We start from the raw sequence: 21,341 nt of genomic DNA on the forward strand, positions 1-21,341 counted from the left end.
CAAACCTAACTCATAACTCTTATTGACCACAACACTTATCAATTCCCAGGCTTTCTAAGAGTAGATCGCTGACGGCGTTGGCGATCGCAAACTCTCCATAGAAACTATTGGAAAAATCATACGACTGCATCTCTGTGACAATCGCAATTACCAGACAACCAAGGTCGTTTTCTCCTTCCATCCGTTGACGCACAAAAATCTGTGCGGCTCGTTGGGCAATATTTTGGTTGACTGCTTCGGGGATAAATTCGGTATCTAGCCAATGTTGTAAACGTTCTCGTAACCATTCACCTTCGAGTTGCGGATTTTCAGGCGGTGGTAGGGTAATGGGTGGAATTGGTTGAGTCATTTTTTTTTTAACGCAGAGGGACGCGAAGGGAAACGCAGAGGAACGCAGAGAATGATTGATAGCATCAAATTGCGTTTCTAAGAGTGTTTTTTTTATATTTATTTATGCAATATGATATCGACGCTATTGTTGATGGCTATGCACAAGGCTATTTTCTCATGGCTGATGAGCGCGATCGCCTGAGTTGGTACGGAAGTCGCGATCGGACTTTCATTCCTTTGGATGAGCGATTTCATTACCCCAAGTCTTTGCAGCGTGTTATCAATCAAGAACGGTTTACTGTGGAAATTAATCGGGACTTCCAAGCTGTGGTAGCTGGGTGTGCTGACAGAGAAACAACTTGGATTTCACCGGAATTGCAAAAGATTTACTGGCTACTTTACCAGAATGGTTATGCTTATAGTTTTGAAACTTGGCAGGGTGACGAATTAGCTGGGGGAATTTTAGGGATTGTCATTGGTGGCGCTTTCATTGGCGAGTCGATGTTTTACCGGATTCCTGAAGGCTCGAAGGTAGCGATGGTAAAGTTGGTGGAAAGATTACGCCAGAGAAAATTTGTGTTTTTCGATGCCCAAATGATGAATCCACATTTGGAGAGGTTTGGCGCTTATCGGGTTGAGGATGAAGAATATCAAATGCTACTTAAGCAAGCGTTGCAATGTCGCTGTAACTTAGTATAAAAACTTACCCATTTCTCAACATATCTTTTCTTTAGTGCGCTATGACAAAATCAATCCTTCAAGTGTGCTGGCAAAGCCTATGTATCGGTTTTTCTCTAAGCTACCGTAGTATCGGCAGCCCAATACTTCAGTGCGATCGCTAATATTGTAAGTTTGGTTGATGCTAGGAAACCCAACATTTTCTTCCACTCACAATCTTAACCACTTCCGCCATTCCAGGTAATAGGGTGGTCAATGTTCATTCTTTAGCTATAATTTGGTTCGATAGCACAACCACTTATGGGAAAATCACATCACACCAAAATATAGGCACTGTGATTTTTGGTTCACATAAAACGTGATTAATCTAGATACTAATACCGCTATTGCATTCATTGCCGAGGGTTCTCACGTTCGCCATGAACTACAAGCGTTTGTCAACAAGCAACAAATGGTAATAGCACAAACTGCATTTAATGAATTCGTCAATATTGTGCAGTACTCAGCAGGTAGCTCAGAACAGATAAGAGCAAATCGCTTTTTGCAAAGAGTTACGGTTGTTCCAGACAATCCTTCAGCAGCAGCCGAAAATTTAAGACCGACTCGGAGCCTGGATGCTAACGATATAATTATTCTAGGAACAGGCGACCAAATGGGTATTGTAACCATGACAGCAGATGCAAAAGCTATTCGCGCCGCCAGTGCCCAAGGAGTTGATTTTAATGTCTATCTTCATCTCCCCTTTTCATTAACAGGTAGCTGAATTATGCAGAAGACAATCCCAAGCCATTTAGCAAGCACTTATGAGTTGATCCAGTGTGCTTTTCCCCAAGGTATTGATGATCAGAGATATTTACCTTTGCTATCAATACTCTACACAAATATGTCTGATCGCAGTTTAGCTCAAGTGGTTGCTGAGTATACGGGAAAAGATTACCACGTTGTCTTAAATGACGTTTACCGAGTTGGGTCAATGACGACTTTTTCATCTGAGGTCATTGATTCCGTCAAGCAAAAGCTGATAAGTTGCAACTATGAAAACTGGTTAGCAGATGAGTAATGAAGCGATCGCTCCATTTTCTTGATGCTCACAATGTGGAGAAGCATCACATTAATTTGTCAGAAGTGATGTAAGGAACGCCTACTTTACATATACTGGGTTAAACACTATCTCCGAGTGAAATCGTATGTCAGACTTACTTGGAAGAATTACAGTTAATCCCAAACAGTGTGGTGATCGTCCCTGTATCCGGGGCATGAGAATTCGGGTATCAGATGTACTCGACTTGTTTGCGGCAGGACTGAGTGCCGAACAAATCCTAGAAGAAATGCCCGATCTGGAAGCGGATGATCTTAACGCAGCACTTATGTACGCTTCACGTAAGCTCAATCATCCCGTTTTGGTTGCATGACGATTTGGGTAGATGCATATCTGTCACCCGCAATTGCAACTTGGATCACCATTACATTCGGCATAACCGCATTAGCTTTGCGTGATGTTGGACTCAGAGATGCCGAAGATCCTGAGATTTTCGAGGCAGCGAGGGCTAGAGGAGTCATCTTCATCACCAAAGATAGTGACTTTGCTGACATTAGTTGATCGTCTTGGAACACCGCCACAAGTTATCTGGTTGACGTGTGGTAATACGTCAAATGCAAGATTGAAAGAGATTCTGAATTCAACGTTGCCAGAAGCATTAGAGCTTTTACGATCTGGTGAAGCTTTAGTCGAAATCACAGGAAATTAACAGTGCAGGCTAACAAAAGCGATCGCACTCTCAAATCCCTTACACTCTTTCTTCAGTAACTAATGTCAGACTAACCCATTCGCCTTTGTCGTTATAGCTGCGAATCATCCTCTGGCGTAGGTTTGGCTGGATTAACCAACCTGCTTCCAAAAATAATGGTTGACGTAATTGCACCTTTAGAGGAGAAGTTGCAGAAGCGCCATCAGGTAACAATAATACTTGTACTTGCTTTTGGGGATTTTGGTCAAAGAGAACGATGGAACCTTTGATGGTAGCAGTTGAGGTAATTGTGCGATCGCCAAAAGAGGTAGTTTGAATTAATCGCCCAGTATCATCAAGTTGTATTTTCAAAGTTGTAGAGTAAATATCAGGCGAACGCAAATCTCGATATATTGTCACTGCTTGTCCAAGCCATTCTCCCAACAAGTCATTTATCTGCAAAGTTGGACGTTCTGCTGGTGGGGTTCCAGCTAAATGTTCTCGAATTAAGATGAGTTCCTTTAGCTGACCGGTCTTATCAAAGAGTTGCACCAGACGCAAGCGGCAATTTTCATGAACCAAAGCGAGTTCTCCACCGAATTCCGAAAATGGCCCTAGCTGAATTAAACCTTCAGAAAACGAACCATTTTCAAAAAACAGCAGACCCCCTCCCACAGAACTAAATTCTCTGATCACATCTTGTCCCGAACGGCTCAGAGTTAAGCGCACTGTCTGGTTATTGTTCAAACCTTCTAGGGAAAGACAGCTAGGAGTATCGTTGAGAAGTGTACCTTGGGGAGAAAAATTGGTGAATGAACCTTCCCATACACCGAGATTTTGCAAAAAACATTCCCATTGCGATTTCATCGGGTTTTGTCCTTTGTCATTTGTCATTTTACTAACTCTATCAAGTTGATAAGCTGTTTCACATTTAACTTGCTCCCATTAGGGCGGTTTTCGGTTGAGTGAAATACAATAACCCCTCCCCGCTCTTCGAGAGGGGGCTATGATGTACCTCATCTGATTAATAAACGCTATAGGAATGAATAAAAATTGCAGTCTCATCCAGACTCACCCTAACAAGGCTATGGCTAGTTAAAGGACGAAGGACAAAGGACTAATGACTAACCTTTAGCAAAACGTCGAACAGCAAATAAGCTTCCCATTAATCCTACCGTGGCACCGAAACTTAAGAGAATCAGAGGCAATAATAAAATTTCTGTTGGAGTAAGTTGCACTCTGTTAGTGATGACTTGGATAAACTCAGGTTGATTGACTAGCAACTTACCGAGAAACTGTTGAATCACAGAAATGAAACTCCAAGCGATCGCACCACCAACTAAGCCAACGCTAATTCCTTGTAAAATAAATGGGAGGTAAATCCAAGCAGAAGTTGCTCCCACTAGTTGCATAATTTCAATTTCCTGGCGTCGTGCCATCACAATCAGCCGAATTGTGGTGTTAGTCACTGCGATCGCACTTAAAGTCAGAATAATCGTAATTATTAAAGTAATCCAGTTCAGACCTTGATGCAACTGGGCAATACGTTTGACTGCTTCATCGACATACTGCACCGTCTCAACTCCTGGTAACTTAGCTAACTGCGTTGCTAAATTTGGCACAACTTGAGAATTACGTGCTTTCACTTTCATCTCATCAACCAGAGGATTCTCACCTAACTCCTGGGTAGCACTTTCAATATCAGAAATTCTCATTTCCTTAACTAACTTAGTCCAAGCTTCCTCTTTGGTAATAGTTTCTATCGCCGCCACATCTGGCATTTTTGCGATCAGTGGCTGAATACTTTCGATCTGCGTATCCGGTTGGAGATAAACTGATACTTCTAGCTGACTACCAAACTGATAGAGGAGTTTTTCGACTTGCCAAGAGGTTTGCAGACTCAAGCCGAATAAAAACAGTAACACTGTCACAGTACTTACAGCTGCCCAATTCATCCAACCTCCCCGCAATAAACCGAGGAAAGTTTCTTTGAGCAGGTAGTCCAGTTTCGTGAGAGATTTAAACACACATCACCCCAGTCAAGAATTTATAATTTATAATTCATAACTCATAACTCAGCACTTAATTACAACTGACTAGTGACGAGCTTGATAGAATTAAAGTAGTAGGAATTTTCACCATCTAGCCATCGAGACTCATGCCCTCTGAAATTGCTGTAGAGAAAAAAAAGTTAAAAAATCCACCTTTGGAGCTTCATTATTTAGGCGATCGCGTGCTGCGTCAACCTGCAAAGCGGATTTCTAAAGTAGATGACGAACTCCGCCAAATGGTGCGCGAAATGCTGCAAACTATGTACAGCAAAGATGGCATTGGTTTGGCTGCACCCCAAGTAGGAATTCACAAACAACTAATTGTCATCGACTTGGAACCAGAGAACGCAGCTAATCCGCCCTTGGTGTTGATTAACCCCATCATTAAACAAGTCAGCCGCGACATCTCTGTTGCCGAAGAAGGGTGTTTGAGTATTCCCAATGTATTCCTAGACGTGAAGCGCCCCGAAGTCGTGGAAATTGCCTATAAAGACGAGTACGGTCGTCCCCGGACATTAAAGGCTAATGACCTTTTAGGACGCTGCATTCAGCACGAGATGGATCACCTCAACGGTGTAGTATTTGTAGACCGTGTAGAAAACTCCTTGACTTTAGTTCAGGAACTATCTAAGAATGGCTTCTCGTATCAAGCGGTGAAACCAATAGCATAGGGGGGTAGTAGTGTATTTAACTCCAAAAAGTGGTTTATTTCTGGGTGGTTGTTGTGTAAGTGCGATCGCAGCTGTCGGTTCGATTTTTGAACTCAGTTACGGACAACCAGATTTTGGCGTCCCAGCCACGGCGATTATCTTAGCATTAAGCATTCCACTCACCGGATTATTTTTCTTTGCCGCAGTGAAGGACGCAAGGGCTAACATGAAATAAGCATCAGGTACATAAAAAAGGTAAAGGGATGAAAGAAACGCAAAGTTTATCCTTTTACCTTTTATTTTTGCTCTGCATCTTGGACTGCACCTTAAGCTTTTAGCATCACTAACTGCGCTGTGGTTAACGCTGTTAAGGGCTATTTCATTCTCATCTAGCCCGCCTCAGAATGAATTCTGAGTCTAATAGCACTCATTCTTCTCAAGACGACTCAGAAAAGCTTATAGCCCTCATCTAAGTTGAGAAGTTGAGAAGCATAGTTTTTGCCCTCACCCTAAATCCCTCTCCCATATCTGGGAGAGGGACTTTGAAATTCTCGCTCCCCTTCTCCCAAATCTGGGAGAAGGGCTTGGGGGATGAGGGCAAATCCTTTTCATCACCGAAGAACTACAGTTTTCAAGATAGACACGGTTTAGTCCGTTTTAACGGACTTTAGTTATTAGCCCGGAACTTTAGTTCTGGGCGGTTTATATCTAGAATGAAATAGCCCTGCGCTTTCACCAATCTGCAACTTCATTCGTCAGGGCTGAATATTAAGCGATCGCTTCTAAAATAGAAGAATGCTGTCAACTCCTACTCAACTACTGCGACTATCTCAAGGACAACTTAACTTATTAGAAGTTTGTCCGCGTAAATTTCAACATACCTACCTCGAACAACTGAATTCGCCCTCAAATCCAGAACAAGAAGAACGGCAAACTTTGGGTAGTCGCTTTCACTTGCTAATGCAGCAGCAAGAAATGGGTTTGCCTATTGATAGTTTCCTGCAAGCAGATGCTAAACTGCAAAGCTGGATGCTAGGTTTTGCTGATGCAGCCCCAGAAATTTTAACGGCTGCATCTGATAATCAAACTTTCCGCGAAAGTGAACACTACCGAACTCTGCAAGTTCAGGACTATTTGCTGACGGTTGTCTATGATTTATTGATTGCAGATAACCAACAAGCGCAAATTCTCGACTGGAAAACTTATCCTAAACCACCCAATCAACGCAAGTTAGAATCCAACTGGCAAACACGGCTTTATCTCTATGTATTGGCAGAAACTAGCGACTATTTACCAGAAAATATTTCCATGACTTACTGGTTTGTCCAATCTGAGGGCAAACCCCAAAATATTAAATTTAATTACAATACTGCTCAACACAGACAAACAGCAAAGAAACTTAATCAACTGTTAAACCAGTTAACTAATTTGCTGGAAAATTATCAAAATAACCAGCAGTTTCCGCAAGTGGTGGAGGGTAGCAAAACCTGTGATTATTGTCAGTTTGCCAAACGATGCGATCGCTACGGTGGTAAACTACGCACACAAGCTACTGAAGAAGCAGTGAAAGACTCATTGCCAAATTTTGACAGCATTCAAGAAGTCTCACTCAACCCTATACATTAGAGGATGTTTGTAAAGTGCAATAGGGGTATAAATAAATTACAACTTTTAAATCTATGTCAAGTTATGTCAAACTTTGACGAAAATGAAACAATTTATGTACGCGAATTAGGAATTGATGACATTGCTCCCATTTATCACTTGGGAGAAGGGTTATTTACCAGTGATTTATATCCTTATTTATACCGCACTTGGGACGAATGGGAGGTGATTGGACTTTACAACACCGATCCTGAATATTGCCTCGTCGCCGAAACAGAGGGAGAATTAGCGGGATTCATTTTGGGAACGATCATCACCAAAGCATCCTGGACTTATGGATACATTTTATGGTTGGGAGTTAGTCCGAGGTTCCAGCGTCGAGGAGTTGCAGATAAGTTGGTTGATAAAGTTGTCGCCCGGATGATTGAAGATGGGGCGCGGTTCATGTTGGTAGACACTGATCCCACCAATACTTCAGCATTAAAGTTTTTTAGCCGCAAAGGTTTTGGTAATATCCGCCAGCATATTTTATTGTCGATGAATTTAAGCAAGCATGAGTATTATGGCAGATTAATTGATTACGAACATCAAAAAGCTGAAAGAGCAGGTTAAAAGCGATGTTTACGACGGGCTACGCCTACACGTCCAGCAATTCGCACGCGTAAACCCGATAGCGCTGCTAATGAAGTAGTTCTCAATCCTCTAGTGAATGAATCTCAAAGGACCGATGATCAATCTCCAATCTAACTTAACTTTATATGCCAGAACAACAGCGGTGGACTATAGCAGTAACCGAACAACCCCCGCAGTGGTTCATTCAAGCGGTGAAACAGCATACACCCGCATCAAGTGGAATATATGCGGCGCAATTGTTGTGGCAACGGGGAATTAAAGAACACCAACAATTAACAGCTTTTATCAACTATAAAGCTTATCAACCAGCAAGTCCCTTTGAGTTTGGGCAAGAAATGCATTTAGCGATCGCCCGGTTGCAACAAGCATATAACGCCAAACAAAAAATTGCCATCTGGGGAGACTTTGATGCTGATGGAATCACCGCCACATCTGTACTTTGGGATGGATTAGGGCAATTTTTCAAACAAAATACTCAGTTAATTTACTACATTCCCAATCGCCTGAAAGAATCCCACGGACTTAATAATCAAGGGATTGATAACTTAGCAAAACAAGGTTGTAAATTAATTGTTACTTGCGATACAGGTAGTACAAATATAGAGGAAATTATCTATGCTAAACAACTAGGCATAGATGTAATAGTTACAGACCATCACACCTTACCCACCGAACGCCCACCCGTCGCAGCGATTATTAATCCCCGCTATTTACCAAGGGAACATCAGCTGTTTCATCTTTCTGGGGTGGCGGTAGCTTATAAGTTGGTGGAAGCACTATATCAAACTCTGCCTAATGTGGCAAAACATCCATTAGAAGATTTATTAGATTTAGTCGCAGTAGGATTAATTGCCGACTTGGTGCAGTTAAGTGGAGATTGTCGCTATTTGGCGCAGTTGGGAATTCAACGACTGCAAGCAGATTTTCAACAGCCAGCAGCAGCGCGTCGGCGTCCGGGGGTAGGGCGATTATTAGAATTGTGTCAGAAAAATGGCGATCGCCCCACAGATATTTCCTTTGGTTTGGGGCCAAGAATTAACGCTGTCAGCCGCATCCAAGGTGATGCTAGTTTTTGCGTTGAATTATTGACTAGTCGGGATGCCAAACGTTGTAACGAACTAGCCGAAGTTACAGAACTCGCAAACACCCGCCGCAAATCTTTGCAAAAAGATGTGCAAGCGCAAGTAGCACAAAAACTTACTCAATTAGACTTATCAACCACTAGCGTTATAGTCCTAGAAGATGCCCAATGGCCTGCGGGTGTATTGGGCTTAGTCGCTGGACAGATAGCACAAGAAACAGGTCGCCCGACTATTTTGTTGAGTACAGAAGGAGCAGAGGAAGCAGGGGGAGCAGGGGAAGAAATTACTCCTTTATCTCTTAACTCACTCAGCACTCAGCACGGGCTAAACCATAGCTATCCCCTAACAGCACTCCCATTAGCCCGTGGTTCCGCCCGTTCGGTGAATTCCGTCGATTTATACCAGCTGGTGAAAGACCAAGCACATTTGTTACATCGCTTTGGGGGACATCCCTTTGCAGCAGGTTTGAGTTTGTTAGTGGAGAACATTCCTTTATTTACAGCTGCGATTAATCAACAGTTGCGACAATCTTTAGGTAGTACAACCCTAACGCCAACTGTGCAAGCAGACTTGACGCTAACAGTAGCAGACTTGGGGAAAGAGTTATTTTTGGAACTGAAACTGTTAGAACCTTGTGGAATGGGGAACCCTGTTCCGAAATTGCTAATTCAAAACTGCTGGTTTGAAAATTGTTGGCATCGTAATCAGCAGGATTGGCAAGGGAAAAAGGTACAGTATATTAAAACCGAGTTTGACATTCGGGATGATTCCAGCAGAAGTGTTTTTCCTGGTATATGGTGGGGACACTATAAAGATGAATTGCCCATAGGAAGGTGTGATTGCATAGTCGAACTAGACTACAACACCTTCAAAAAACGTTATGAAATCAGATTAATTGCGGTGCGTCCCAGTGTTAATTCAGCACTCACTACTCGGAATGGGCTAAACCCTAGCTATCCGCTAACACCACTCATCTTAGACTTACGAAATCAGGAACACTCAGGACTCAGGACTCAGGACTCAGCACTGATTATCGAAGATTGTCCCACGAATTGGGATGATTTACGCGCGTGGTTGCGGCGATGTCTAATGATCAGCCAATCTGGATCTGGGCTTGACAATCAGCAACAATTTGCGATCGCCTGGTCTAAACCCAACTACCAACCACCCAATCAAATTTGGCTGACTTTTGTCGGAATTGCCAAATATCTCAGTCGCACAAATCAACTAGTTACCCGCGTTCAACTTTTAGAGAAAATCGGCATCAGCGACCAAACCTTACTTGTCGGAATCAAAGCTTTAAAATATTTAGGGTTCACAGTCAAAGGAGAAGACGATTATTTGCAAATCACCTGGCATCCAAGCGATAGTGCAGAAAAGTTTGCCCAGGAAGCAGTTGCAGGATTTTTAGCTGCTGTGCGAGAAGAACAATTTCAGCGACAGTATTTTGCTCAAGTGCCTTTATCTACTATTGTGGCGATCGCTATGACTCTTTAGACTTATCCGAAAATGGTAAATGTATATGGTAAAAGGATTTCAGCGATTATAAGGGAATGTGCGATGCCTGCGGCGGGCTGCGCCTACGCTAACTAGGATTAAAGTGAGAGCGATCGCATTCAATAAATTATGTAGCGATCGCGCCACAGTAAGCCAAGTGATGACCCATAACTGTTACCCTAAGTTAGTGAAATCCCACAGACTAAGGGTGTTGGCTTGTACCCCAACTAGTGTTGCTAAGAGTTCACCATCCTGTTTACTGATTAGAGTATTGCTGGTATCAGTGCCAATACCTTGGTTGATGATGAGTTGTTCAAAGGTCAGACCATTCATTAACCCCAGATAATCGCTACCAACTGTAAAGTTGAAAATGGTGTCACTTCCAGACTCGCTCGCCAGCACAAACATATCACGACCGCTACCGCCGTACAATGTATCTTCACCCGTTCCACCATTCAGGATATTGTCACCGCCACCTGTAAGATAGTCGTTGCCACCCCTGTCGTAGATCGGCTCCTCACCGTTATTACCAAAGAGATAATTATCTCCGTTCTGCTGCGGGATATCAGCGTAGAGCCGGTCGTTGCCAGCACCACCCTCTAGTGAGTTGTTACCAGCACCGCCGTAGAGTTGATCGTCACCGTCATTACCAAAGAGATAATCATCTCCTTCCTCCCCTTGCAGAATGTCGGCATCGTATCCACCTTGAAGATTATCATTGCCACTGCCTCCAGCAAGAGTGTCGTTGCCTCCTTGACCAGAGAGTTGGTCGTCACCGTCGCCGCCTATGAGTTGGTCATCGCCCAATCCACCCTCTAGGTAGTCATTATCAGCGCTACCATCAAGAATGTCGTTGCCGTCGCCGCCGTAGAGTTGGTCGTTGCCGAATCCAGCTATGAGTTGGTCATTGCCTAACCCAGCTTCTAGGTAGTCATCGCCACTGCCTGCATCAAGAATGTCGTTACCTTCCTGACCAGAGAGTAGATCATTGCCATCGCCGCCGATGAGTTGGTCATCACCGACTCCACCATATAAGTTGTCATTATCAGCACCGCCATTGAGGGTGTCGCTACCGTCCTGACCGTAGAGGAAATCATTACCGCTACCGCCGATCATCTGGTCATTGCCGTTTCCACCTTCAAGGTAATCATTACCAACACTGCCATTAAGGGTGTCATCACCGTCTCGACCATATAGTTGGTCATTGCCGTCGCCACCATCTAATTGATCGGCACCAGAGCCACCATCTAAGTAGTCATTGCCAGTCTGTCCTAGCAGCTTATCAGCATCATTGCCCCCATACAGGAAGTCGTCGCCGATGCCGCCATCGAGGTAGTCACGCCCTTGCTGCCCGAAGAGTTGGTCATCACCTGTACCACCCTCAAGGCGGTCATCGTCATTGCCGCCATCAAGATAATCCTGACCTGCTTGACCATAAAGCCGATCGCTACCATCTCGACCATAGAGATAGTCATCGTCTGAGCCACCATCTAGGAAGTCAGCGCCAGCGCCACCATCTAGGATATCGTAGCCTTGCTGACCGTAGAGGCGATCGTTACCTTCGTTGCCGTTGAGTTGGTCATTGTCTAACCCGCCGTCAAGGTAGTCATCGCCAATATTACCGTTAAGTAAGTCGTCACCAGCTTGACCGTAAAGGCGATCGCTGCCTTCGTTGCCATTGAGTATGTCATCGCCCGATCCACCATCGAGGTAGTCATCACCAGCTTGCCCTAATAGGGTATCTATACCAGTACCTCCGTAGAGAGCGTCATTTCCCGCTCCACCATCGAGGTAGTCATTATCAGCTTGACCGTAAACTTGATCGTTACCGTCGTCGCCATAAAGTAGGTCATTATTATCACCTCCATCTATGAGGTCATTGCCTAACCCACCATGTAAGGTGTCTTCACCGACTTGACCGTAGAGGCGATCGTTACCGTCGTCACCATTGAGTTGGTCATTACCGTCACCCCCATCCAGCAGGTCATTACCCAACCCGCCATTTAGGGTATCTTTATCGGCCTGACCATAAAGTTGATCGTCCCCGTCTCCTGCATTGAGGTAGTCCTCGCCTATGCCACCATCAAGGAGGTCATCGCCTGTGCCACCTTGGAGATAGTCATTGCCTTCCTGACCATAAAGTTGGTCGTTGCCATCGCTGCCATAAAGTTGGTCATCGCCTGTGCCGCCTTCGAGATAGTCATTGCCAGTATTACCATTTAAGGTGTCTCTGCCGTCTTGACCGTAGAGTTTATCGTTGCCGTCTCCTCCATTCAGGTTGTCATTGCCAGCTTCACCTTTGAGGAGGTCTTCATCAGCTCGACCATATAGGTTGTCGTTACCGTCTCCACCGTAAAGGCGATCGCTTCCTGTGCCACCATCGAGCCAATCGTCGCCTGCTTCACCGTAGATTAGGTCATTGCCACCCAACCCACTGAGGGTATTGTTTCCAGCGTCGCCGATGAGTAAATCCTCAAATTCTGAACCTTCGAGGTTTTCAATGGCTTGGAGGCGATCGCCTATGGCATCTCCAGCCCAGCCAGTACCCGTTGTGAGACTGACAGATACTGCGATCGCTGAGGTGAAATAGGAAGCTGTGTCATTGCCTTCTCCACCATTGAGGCGATCGGCATCTGTACCCCCAACCAGGAAATCGTCACCATTCTCGCCAGAGAGAGTGTCTTTACCACCTTCGCCAAAAATGATGTCGTTACCATCTTTGGCGTTAACAACATCATCGCCATCTCCAGCCTGAATGATATTGGCTTTGGCATCGCCGATGATTTCATCATTGAAGGCAGAGCCGATCACATTTTCAACATTAAAGATTTGGTCAGTGCCGCCAAAGCCGTCTTTAGCGTAGTTTTGCTCTAAGTTAACTATGACTGAACTAGGATCACGGCGATAACTAACGGTATCAATGCGATCGCCTCCGTCAAGGGAATCATTGCCAGCATTGCCAACTAACAGGTCATTCCCGACTAAGCCTGAGATGCGGTTATTTAGGCTGTTGCCAATTAGAACATCATCAAATCCAGAACCGATGATATTTTCTAGATTTCGTAGGGTATCTATAGTTCCAAACCCATCTTTAGCTGTGCCTGCTGCGATCGTAAAGTTTGGTTCTGTGTCGGTAGGTATGAGGCTGGTTGTAACTATGGTTGTGTGGAAAGTTCCGCCGGGATTTAGGTAGTTCAGTGCTTCATCAATATTTACAACTACACCACTGGGGGAGTTGTCGTAGCTGACGGTATCGATTTCAGTATCACCGTCAATTAGATCATTGCCTGCTTCACCCAGTAGTAGGTCATTGCCAGCATCCCCAGACAGCTTATCATTGTCAGCACCGCCGTATAGAGTGTCAGCATCAGCCCCACCGTATAGACTATCAGCCTCAGCCCCGCCCGCTAGCTCGTCATTGCCAGCATTACCTTTGAGGAGGTCATAGCCGTCTTCACCGAAGAGGTTATCATTCCCCGCACCGCCATAAAGATGGTCATTGTCTATACCTCCGTAGAGGCGATCATTGTCAGCACCACCTGTTAGTTCGTCATCGCCAGCATCGCCATAGAGGAAGTCATTCCCGCTTTCACCATAGAGGCTATCATTGCCTAGACCGCCATTAAGAGTGTCATTATCTATACCTCCATAGAGGCGATCGCTGTCATCACCACCCGCTAGCTCATCATCGCCAGCATCGCCTTTGAGCAGGTCATTCCCGTCTTCACTAAAGAGTTTGTCATTCCCTGTGCCGCCTTCGAGAGTGTCAGTACCTGCACCACCGTAGAGAACGTCATTACCGCCTTCACCGTAGAGAAAATCTCTACCTCCTTTTCCAGCAACATAATCGTTTCCAGCCCCTGCCCGAATCTCATCGCCTGCGTCAGTACCTTCTAACACATCTGCGCCTATGCCGGTTTGAAGCGAAATGCTGCCGTCAGGTCGGTAAGTAATGCCGCTACTTGGTCTAGCAGGAAATGGAGGCTGTTTACCCATTAATTTATCAATATTGGGAACAGCTAGTGGAGGAACGTTTGCAAGGTTTGGAATTTGTCCTCCATCTAAGAAAAGTCCGCCACCTTTAACTAAATCATTTAAAGCACCTTTAACTACACCTGGACCATCTTTAATTACGCCTTTAACATCTTTAGCTAGGTCTTGAGCTGTCTTGATAACATGTCCTGTTCCTTTATCTATTAGATCACCTGCTTTATTAAAAGCTTTTCCTGTTGCATCAGTAACTGATTTCAGTTCTCCAGTTGCCTTATTCCAGGTTTTAGAAATTGAGGTTCCTATAACCTTTTGAACAACTTCATTACCAGTCCAACTCGTAATGATTCCTCCAGCTTCTTTAGCAATGGTGTTTCCTAGTTTTGTTACTTTCTGAGAAGAATCTTTGTAAATTCTATCTAAACCATTCCAGACTTTTTCTATTGTTTTTACACCATTTCCTGCAAATTCAGTAAGTTTTTTCCCTTGTTTGATTAGTTTTCTACCTCCTTCTTCAAATTCTTCAGCGCCGGTTTCACCTATTTTCCATATCTTCTCAGCAACTTTTTTGCCATTTTTGATTTCTGATTCAATCAAATCTCCAGCCGCATTAGCTGTTTTTCTGATCCCGTCACCAGCTGCATTTACTGCACCTACTACTAGCTCTGTAGGCTTATCTACCAATACATCTTTTACAAACCTTGCGACCGCTTTTCCGCCTTTTAAATCCTTGATTTGCTCGACATAGCCAAGAACCTTATTAACTTTGTCCTGTATTGCTACTGGAGGAAATCCTTCTAGTCCAAATTCTACCTTTGGAGATGAAACACCAGCAATAGAAGAACCCAAAATAACAATGTCAGCGCCAAGCCCTATATTAAGAGTTGGTTCTGGCTTTTTAAAAATATTACTGAATCCTAATTTTTCAATCTCACTCAATCGCACAATACCAGGAGATTTTGGCGATGGATCGTTGATAGTAAATCCAAGTGTTAGTCCAGTTTCTAAAGTTGTACGCAAGTTGGCAACGTTAGGAATACCAGCAAATGCACCAACTCCAACTGCTCCTTTCATTGATTGCTGCAACTTCAGTCAATTGATTGTTTGCCATCTTTGCTTTTATTCCTAATTATCTTATCTGGATGAGTTTTACATTTAAAGTGTGTCTACAAGAAAGGACTAATAATATATCGCCTGCTGCTTCCTCGTAACATTTCTCCAAGCTATACAACCACGATCGCACCCCTCCCAAACCCCAATAACTTAAGTGCGATCGCATCCCAATTCCCAACCATTAGCCAGAGAAAAACCAGCAAACGAATCAGCATCGTCGCTCACAACTGCTATGGCTCAACTAGATGAAAAATTTATCGCACTCAACACCTTCTGGTGTTTGGGTAAACACTTTACCTATATTTAATCATTGGGCAGATTCCTGTCCTCAAACTGAATAATATAAATACTCTACAGCCTTGTATAAAGTTTGACGGTCGGAAAAGGTCGGGAAAAAGTCGGGTCTTTATGATAGATTCACGTAAACTTTATAGAAAAAATGAAGCTTATGGTGCGAATATCGTAGTTAACTTGTTTTTTCTACGTGTAAAAATAAATGACGGTTGAAGAAGCGATCGCACTAGTGGAGCAATTATTAGAACAGGGACGCTTAACAAGAGCGCAAGAGATTGTCTTCCGTCAATCTTGGGCAGGACAGACATACTTGGATATGGCTGTAGACTCCGATTACGATCCCGGTCACATCAAAGACGTTGGCTCCCAACTATGGCGATCGCTCTCTAAAGCATTAGATGAAAAAGTTACCAAGTATAATCTGCACGGAGTACTGAAGCGAACCGCACAGCAGCAAAATGGCACAAACGCCTCCGCAATTTTCCATACGGACTGGGGAGAGGCAATCGACGTTTCCTACTTCTACGGACGCAACATTGATTTAGAAATCTTGAACCAATGGATTATGCGCGATGCCTGCGGCGGGCGAAGCCATCGCTGTCGTCTAATAACCTTACTGGGTATGGGTGGTATGGGTAAAACCGCACTCTCAGTAAAATTAGCAGAACAGTTGCAAACAAAATTTCAGTACGTGATCTGGCGATCGCTGCGGCACGCCCCTTTTTTCAAAGACAAGCTGACCGACTGCATCAAAGTCCTTTCTCGTCAACAAGTTCTCACATTATCAACTGACCCTCACGAGCAAATCACCTGTTTAATCGAGTACCTCCGTAAATCTCGGTGTTTGGTGATTCTGGATAATTTCGACACGCTATTGCAGCAAGGCAAGCGCACAGGCTGTTACCGCCAGGGCTACGAATCCTATGGTGAACTGTTGTGGCGATTGGGAGAAACTGGGCATCAAAGCTGTATCCTGCTCACCAGCCGGGAAAAACCTGCCGAAATCGCTGCCTTGGAAGGTGATGGTTTGCCAGTTCGTACCCTTACTCTATCAGGATTAGAAGTCACAGCAGGACAAACAATTCTGGTACTCAAAGGGCTATCAGGTAATGAGGAAGAAACCCGCCAACTGGTTGAGTGTTACCGTGGTAATCCCCTAGCGTTGAAAATTGCCGCAACCTCAATTCGGGATTTGTATCAGGGGAAGATTGCCCGTTTCATTGCTGAAGGTACAACGGTTTTCAATGGCATTGGAAACCTCTTGGAGCAACAATTTCAACGACTTTCCACCTCGGAGCAGCAAGTAATGTATTGGCTGGCGATTAAGCAAGAAACAGTTTCTCCAGCAGAATTACAAACATATCTCGCACCCGCACTGCCTAAACCTAAATTAATCGAGGTGCTAGAGTCTTTATGCTGTCGCAGCTTGATTGAAAGCAACAGTGCGGGATTCACTCAGCAACGCGTGGTGATGGAATATGTGACAGACTGTTTAATTGAGCAAATCTGCCAGGAAATCGTGACGGAATCGCCGCGATAGCCCCTGACCCACGCTTTGATACAAGCCCAGGCAAAAGACTCTCGCAAATGTTAAGAAAGATCCGGGTAATGGATAGCCGCAGGCGGGGAGGGGTTCCAGGTCTTATGCTTAATTGCCCGGACATGATATAATTCCTAACTCCTAAAAAAATCCCACCCAGGCAAAAGCTTGGATGGGTAATATGAGGTGGGACAAAACAATCTTCCCAAAAGATGTAAGGGAATTATTTGCTCTCTGTAAAGTCAGCGTCAATCACATCATCGGCGCTACCAGAGCTAGATGTAGAACCACCATCTTGAGGTTCAGTATCAGGTGCAGCACCACCACCGGCTTGTTGATAGATGTTGCTACCGACAGCGAATAGCGCTTGTTGCAATTCTGGGGTCAGCTTCTTGATTTGCTCATCGTCTTCTTTAGCAACTGCTTCCCGCACTTCCTTCACCAAACCTTCGACTTTGGTCTTGTCAGCAGCCGGAACTTTATCGCCCAATTCTTGTAGCTGCTTCTCAGCTTGGTATGCCAAAGAGTCGGCTTGGTTCTTGCGTTCAATCTTCTCACGCCGTTCTTTGTCAGATGAAGCGTTCTGTTCAGCTTCTCTTACCATCCGGTCAACGTCATTTTTATCCAGGGTGGAAGCACCGGTTATGCTGATAGACTGTTCTTTAGCAGTACCTTTATCCTTAGCGGTGACATTAAGGATACCATTGGCATCAATGTCGAACACCACTTCAATTTGAGGAACGCCGCGTGGTGCAGCAGGAATACCATCGAGACGGAAGGTTCCCAAACTCTTGTTATCGTTAGAGAATTCGCGTTCACCTTGGAGGACGTGAATTTCTACGTTGGTTTGACCATCCACAGCAGTGGAGAAAACTTCTGATTTTTTGGTGGGAATTGTCGTGTTGCGGGGGATAATTTTGGTCATCACGCCGCCCAATGTTTCTACACCCAAAGATAGCGGTGTCACGTCTAACAGCAAGATGCCAGTTACATCACCAGCCAATACCCCAGCTTGAATCGCTGCACCAACTGCTACGACTTCATCGGGGTTAACACTTTGGTTGGGGTCTTTACCCAATACCTGCTTCACAATCTGTTGGACTGCGGGAATACGGGTAGAACCACCAACTAACACCACTTCATCAATATCGCCTTTGTTTAACTTAGCATCCCGAAGGGCGTTTTCCACAGGAACACGACAACGGTCGATTAAGTCAGAGCAAAGTTCTTCAAACTGGGCGCGAGTCAGGGTTGTATCCAGGTGCTTGGGGCCATCCTGGGTAGCAGTGATAAATGGCAGGTTAATTTCTGCTTGAGTGACGCTAGAAAGCTCAATTTTGGCTTTTTCTGCGGCTTCAGTCAGACGTTGTAAGGCTTGTTTGTCTTTCCGCAGGTCAATACCTTCGGCTTTCTTGAACTTCTCAGCTAAGAAGTCAACTATTTTTTTATCGAAGTCGTCACCGCCGAGGTGGGTATCACCAGATGTGGCTAGTACTTCAAAAACTCCATCTCCTACTTCCAGTACGGATACGTCGAAGGTACCACCACCCAAGTCAAACACAAGAATGGTTTCGTTACTCTTCTTGTCAAACCCATAAGCCAGAGAAGCAGCAGTCGGCTCGTTGATAATCCGTAGAACTTCAATCCCGGCAATTTTACCAGCGTCTTTTGTCGCTTGCCGTTGGGAGTCGTTGAAATATGCCGGAACGGTGATTACAGCTTGGGTTACGGTTTCGCCCAAGTATTTGCTGGCATCTTCAACTAGTTTGCGAAGAACTTTTGCAGAAATTTCTTCAGGAGCAAATGCTTTACCAGCGATTGGGCAATCTAGTTTGACATTGCCGTTATTGCTGAGGACTTTGTAAGAAACTTCCGTAGCTTCATTACTCACTTCGTCGTAGCGGCGTCCGATGAAGCGTTTGACTGAGTAAAACGTATTTTCTGTGTTCATCACCGCTTGGCGTTTGGCGATTTGACCAACCAAGTTATCGCCATTTTTGGCAAATGCGACTACTGAGGGCGTTGTCCGAAAACCTTCAGCATTAGCAATTACTGTGGGTTTACCACCTTCCATCACTGCCACGCAGGAGTTCGTTGTTCCTAAGTCAATTCCAACTACTTTTGCCATTTTAGGTGCTGGCTCCGTATAACTACAAATGAATGAATGAATGAGAATATAAAGGACTAAATTTTGAACCAACAGGCTCAATAAATCAGCCAGTTCAGCATGAATACCTTTGGTTTGGCTTTCCTGGGGTTAAAACTCCAGATTATGCTGATATATATACTGAAGCTTAGTGCTAGCCAGTCCATGAAGGGTGGTTTCCCGAACCTTGCTTGGGACGGTTAAACTAACTAAATTGTGTTTTTAGTTGGTTCATGAATTAATTTGCCTTCACTCTGTCTAATGTATAAGAATTAATACTTTCAGCAATTAGGGTGAACCGTAACGTCAGAGTGGTGTTTGCCGTCTTTAGAGGCAACAAACTACAAAAGCACTGAGAATGCAACTGTTCTTTTCTCAACTTCTGCCAACAAGTCACTTGTGAGCGCTGCTGTCGGGGAATCTGGCGCAAGTTCAATAATTATTCCGATTGCAGATGAAGCAATCGGTGAATTTTAGGGAAGACTGAGCTTACGGCCTGATCTTCCCTATTTTCCTGTGCTAATTATGAGTGAGCAACCGAGTTCAATGCCTCCTCTGCCCCGAAGTCTCACCTCACAGGAAACCTGGGGGTTTGGATTTAGCGGTTTGCTTTTATGGTTAGGGACGGCTCCTGCTATGCATGCCGCACTAGGCCCGCAGGCGCTCTATGTGTGGTTGCCTGCAACCATCATAGGCATACTGCTCAACCTGCAAGTTAAGCGGTTAGGGACATATTTCCCAGAGGTCGCTGGAGACACCCCAAACTATATGACCCGCTTGCTCGTTGCCTTTGTGGGAGTGGTGATCGCCTGTTGGACTAGTCTGCCTCAAATTGCCGCCATTACTGAAGTCCGAGAACAGGTCGAACGCACACTGCTGGATTTGCAACAAGCCCAAACGCAACTCGTGCAGGCATAAAAAATGTCAGCATTGGGTAATTTAGTTGCTGGGGTTGCTCACGAGATGAATAATCCTTTGGGCTTTATTTATGCTACTCTCCAACAAGCTAAACCCACCATTGCTGATATTATTGAACACCTGAAACTCTATCAAGAAAGTTTAATCAAACCGGGTGATGACATCAAAGACCACGCTGAAGAAATTGACTTGGATTATAGCTTAGAAGACTTGCCCAAAATGATTGATGGAATGGTGATGGCCTGCGATCGCCTGAAAAATGTCAGCACCAGTCTCCGCACTTTCTCCCGTGAAGATAAAGATTATAAAGTGCCTTTTAATATCCACGAAGGCATTGATAGCACAATTTTAATTCTCAAACATCGCTTGAAAGCAAACGAAGAACGTCCTGCTATTGAAGTCGTCATCGAGTCCGCTAACTTACCGAAAGTTGAGTGTTTCCCTGGACAATTAAATCAGGTATTTATGAACATTATAGCCAATGCTATTGATGCTTTAGATGATTCTAATAATGGACGCAGTTTTAATGAAATTAAGGTAAATCCTGGCAAAATTATAGTTAAAACATCAGCAGAAGATAACTATGTCAAAATATCAATTGCTGATAACGGTAAGGGAATGAGTGAAGAAATTAGACAAAAAATATTTGACCATTTATTTACTACAAAAGAAGTCGGTAAAGGTACGGGTTTAGGACTGGCGTAGACGCAAAGCGGCTTGTCGTCAGACATCGCTCAGTCTATTGTAGTATAAAAACATCATGGTTCACTGGTTGTAAATTCTACTCTAGGTAAGGGAACTGAATTTGTCATTACCTTGCCAATTCTGACTCAGACTCAAAATTAATTTGTTCAAACTGTGATTTCAGTATACGAAATTTTTCGCCTTGGTTTTCGGCGTAATTTTGATTATACAAGCACAGACCAGACAATACAAAAACTTTTTAGGACTGGTGAACTTTGAGCAGATTTGATAAGGTTTATGGCTATCTAGTTAGTCTCTGTAGCTTACAGGCTGACAATTGGGAATTTTAGGATTAGGGCAAACTCCCTAAAACTAAATCAGCACAGTAGCCAGCACTTGAGGG

General features: G+C 44.3%; 17 protein-coding genes and 2 pseudogenes. 13 read left to right on the forward strand and 6 right to left on the reverse strand.

What is annotated here, in order from left to right:
- Positions 1–19: 19 nt before the first annotated feature.
- Positions 20–349, reverse strand: a complete 330-nt coding sequence (locus tag V7K15_RS26550) for a hypothetical protein (RefSeq protein ID WP_292803178.1) — start codon at positions 347–349, stop codon at positions 20–22.
- Positions 350–453: 104 nt separating this feature from the next.
- Here V7K15_RS26550 and aat point away from each other — a divergent pair, with 104 nt between their 5' ends.
- Entirely contained in the window at positions 454–1,029 is a 576-nt protein-coding gene (aat, locus tag V7K15_RS26555) for a leucyl/phenylalanyl-tRNA--protein transferase (protein WP_334910429.1), read from the forward strand.
- A gap of 39 nt (positions 1,030–1,068) precedes the next feature.
- Here the strand turns inward: aat and V7K15_RS26560 are convergent, their stop codons facing one another.
- A complete protein-coding gene (locus tag V7K15_RS26560) occupies positions 1,069–1,218 on the reverse strand; it encodes a hypothetical protein (protein WP_334910431.1) in 150 nt (49 codons plus the stop codon).
- Positions 1,219–1,366: 148 nt separating this feature from the next.
- Here V7K15_RS26560 and V7K15_RS26565 point away from each other — a divergent pair, with 148 nt between their 5' ends.
- The 5 genes from V7K15_RS26565 to V7K15_RS26585 all read left to right on the forward strand — a co-directional run bounded on the left by V7K15_RS26565 (position 1,367) and on the right by V7K15_RS26585 (position 2,756).
- On the forward strand, positions 1,367–1,771 hold the full coding sequence (locus V7K15_RS26565; RefSeq protein WP_334910433.1) for a DUF1308 domain-containing protein: 405 nt from the start codon (positions 1,367–1,369) through the stop codon (positions 1,769–1,771).
- Between the two features lie 3 nt (positions 1,772–1,774).
- Entirely contained in the window at positions 1,775–2,068 is a 294-nt protein-coding gene (locus tag V7K15_RS26570) for a DUF3349 domain-containing protein (RefSeq protein WP_334910435.1), read from the forward strand.
- A gap of 127 nt (positions 2,069–2,195) precedes the next feature.
- Positions 2,196–2,420: a DUF433 domain-containing protein gene (locus tag V7K15_RS26575; RefSeq protein WP_334910437.1), complete on the forward strand. Its 225-nt coding sequence runs from the start codon at positions 2,196–2,198 to the stop codon at positions 2,418–2,420.
- Positions 2,417–2,608 carry a DUF5615 family PIN-like protein gene (locus V7K15_RS26580; RefSeq protein WP_334910439.1) on the forward strand — a complete coding sequence of 64 codons (192 nt, stop codon included), beginning with the start codon at positions 2,417–2,419 and terminating at the stop codon, positions 2,606–2,608. Before V7K15_RS26575 ends, V7K15_RS26580 begins: the two co-directional genes overlap by 4 nt.
- Positions 2,520–2,756 (forward strand): DUF5615 family PIN-like protein, encoded by a 237-nt coding sequence (locus tag V7K15_RS26585; RefSeq protein WP_334910441.1) that lies wholly within the window; start codon positions 2,520–2,522, stop codon positions 2,754–2,756. The genes V7K15_RS26580 and V7K15_RS26585 overlap by 89 nt, the downstream gene beginning before the upstream one ends.
- 39 nt (positions 2,757–2,795) lie before the next feature.
- Here the strand turns inward: V7K15_RS26585 and V7K15_RS26590 are convergent, their stop codons facing one another.
- The gene (locus V7K15_RS26590) at positions 2,796–3,602 is read right to left on the reverse strand and encodes a DUF3598 family protein (RefSeq protein WP_334910640.1); all 807 of its coding nucleotides are present in this window, start codon (positions 3,600–3,602) and stop codon (positions 2,796–2,798) included.
- A gap of 257 nt (positions 3,603–3,859) precedes the next feature.
- The gene (locus tag V7K15_RS26595) at positions 3,860–4,762 is read right to left on the reverse strand and encodes a cell division protein FtsX (protein ID WP_334910443.1); all 903 of its coding nucleotides are present in this window, start codon (positions 4,760–4,762) and stop codon (positions 3,860–3,862) included.
- Between the two features lie 131 nt (positions 4,763–4,893).
- Here V7K15_RS26595 and def point away from each other — a divergent pair, with 131 nt between their 5' ends.
- From def to V7K15_RS26620, 5 genes and pseudogenes are all read left to right on the forward strand, one after another.
- Positions 4,894–5,457, forward strand: a complete 564-nt coding sequence (gene def, locus V7K15_RS26600; protein WP_334910445.1) for a peptide deformylase — start codon at positions 4,894–4,896, stop codon at positions 5,455–5,457.
- A 10-nt stretch (positions 5,458–5,467) separates the two neighbouring features.
- Positions 5,468–5,671 carry a hypothetical protein gene (locus V7K15_RS26605; RefSeq protein WP_334910447.1) on the forward strand — a complete coding sequence of 68 codons (204 nt, stop codon included), beginning with the start codon at positions 5,468–5,470 and terminating at the stop codon, positions 5,669–5,671.
- A 560-nt stretch (positions 5,672–6,231) separates the two neighbouring features.
- Positions 6,232–7,062 (forward strand): PD-(D/E)XK nuclease family protein, encoded by an 831-nt coding sequence (locus V7K15_RS26610; protein ID WP_334910449.1) that lies wholly within the window; start codon positions 6,232–6,234, stop codon positions 7,060–7,062.
- 63 nt (positions 7,063–7,125) lie between these two features.
- Positions 7,126–7,788, forward strand: a pseudogene (locus V7K15_RS26615) (GNAT family N-acetyltransferase).
- A gap of 11 nt (positions 7,789–7,799) precedes the next feature.
- Positions 7,800–10,253: a single-stranded-DNA-specific exonuclease RecJ gene (locus V7K15_RS26620; RefSeq protein WP_334910451.1), complete on the forward strand. Its 2,454-nt coding sequence runs from the start codon at positions 7,800–7,802 to the stop codon at positions 10,251–10,253.
- 174 nt (positions 10,254–10,427) lie between these two features.
- Here V7K15_RS26620 and V7K15_RS26625 read toward each other — a convergent pair whose 3' ends face one another.
- On the reverse strand, positions 10,428–15,317 hold the full coding sequence (locus V7K15_RS26625; protein WP_334910453.1) for a calcium-binding protein: 4,890 nt from the start codon (positions 15,315–15,317) through the stop codon (positions 10,428–10,430).
- A 535-nt stretch (positions 15,318–15,852) separates the two neighbouring features.
- On the opposite strand from V7K15_RS26625, the gene V7K15_RS26630 reads away from it, so the two are divergent.
- Positions 15,853–17,190, forward strand: a complete 1,338-nt coding sequence (locus V7K15_RS26630) for an NB-ARC domain-containing protein (RefSeq protein ID WP_334910455.1) — start codon at positions 15,853–15,855, stop codon at positions 17,188–17,190.
- Between the two features lie 223 nt (positions 17,191–17,413).
- Here V7K15_RS26630 and dnaK read toward each other — a convergent pair whose 3' ends face one another.
- On the reverse strand, positions 17,414–19,318 hold the full coding sequence (gene dnaK, locus V7K15_RS26635; protein WP_334910457.1) for a molecular chaperone DnaK: 1,905 nt from the start codon (positions 19,316–19,318) through the stop codon (positions 17,414–17,416).
- 873 nt (positions 19,319–20,191) lie between these two features.
- Between dnaK and V7K15_RS26640 the strand changes: the two are divergent.
- A pseudogene (locus V7K15_RS26640) lies at positions 20,192–21,100 on the forward strand (sensor histidine kinase); the annotation flags it as partial.
- Positions 21,101–21,341: the final 241 nt, after the last annotated feature.

The organism is Nostoc sp., from assembly GCF_036919815.1.
Lineage (GTDB): Bacteria > Cyanobacteriota > Cyanobacteriia > Cyanobacteriales > Nostocaceae > Nostoc.

Bases quoted from the DNA above. Each gene is read 5' to 3' on its own strand.
- V7K15_RS26550 (WP_292803178.1), bottom strand. From the start codon at position 349: ATGACTCAACCAATTCCACCCATTACCCTACCACCGCCTGAAAATCCG.
- aat (WP_334910429.1), top strand. From the start codon at position 454: ATGCAATATGATATCGACGCTATTGTTGATGGCTATGCACAAGGCTAT.
- V7K15_RS26570 (WP_334910435.1), top strand. From the start codon at position 1,775: ATGCAGAAGACAATCCCAAGCCATTTAGCAAGCACTTATGAGTTGATC.
- V7K15_RS26575 (WP_334910437.1), top strand. From the start codon at position 2,196: ATGTCAGACTTACTTGGAAGAATTACAGTTAATCCCAAACAGTGTGGT.
- V7K15_RS26580 (WP_334910439.1), top strand. From the start codon at position 2,417: ATGACGATTTGGGTAGATGCATATCTGTCACCCGCAATTGCAACTTGG.
- V7K15_RS26585 (WP_334910441.1), top strand. From the start codon at position 2,520: ATGCCGAAGATCCTGAGATTTTCGAGGCAGCGAGGGCTAGAGGAGTCA.
- V7K15_RS26590 (WP_334910640.1), bottom strand. From the start codon at position 3,602: ATGAAATCGCAATGGGAATGTTTTTTGCAAAATCTCGGTGTATGGGAA.
- def (WP_334910445.1), top strand. From the start codon at position 4,894: ATGCCCTCTGAAATTGCTGTAGAGAAAAAAAAGTTAAAAAATCCACCT.
- V7K15_RS26610 (WP_334910449.1), top strand. From the start codon at position 6,232: ATGCTGTCAACTCCTACTCAACTACTGCGACTATCTCAAGGACAACTT.
- V7K15_RS26620 (WP_334910451.1), top strand. From the start codon at position 7,800: ATGCCAGAACAACAGCGGTGGACTATAGCAGTAACCGAACAACCCCCG.
- V7K15_RS26625 (WP_334910453.1), bottom strand. From the start codon at position 15,317: ATGAAAGGAGCAGTTGGAGTTGGTGCATTTGCTGGTATTCCTAACGTT.
- V7K15_RS26630 (WP_334910455.1), top strand. From the start codon at position 15,853: ATGACGGTTGAAGAAGCGATCGCACTAGTGGAGCAATTATTAGAACAG.
- dnaK (WP_334910457.1), bottom strand. From the start codon at position 19,318: ATGGCAAAAGTAGTTGGAATTGACTTAGGAACAACGAACTCCTGCGTG.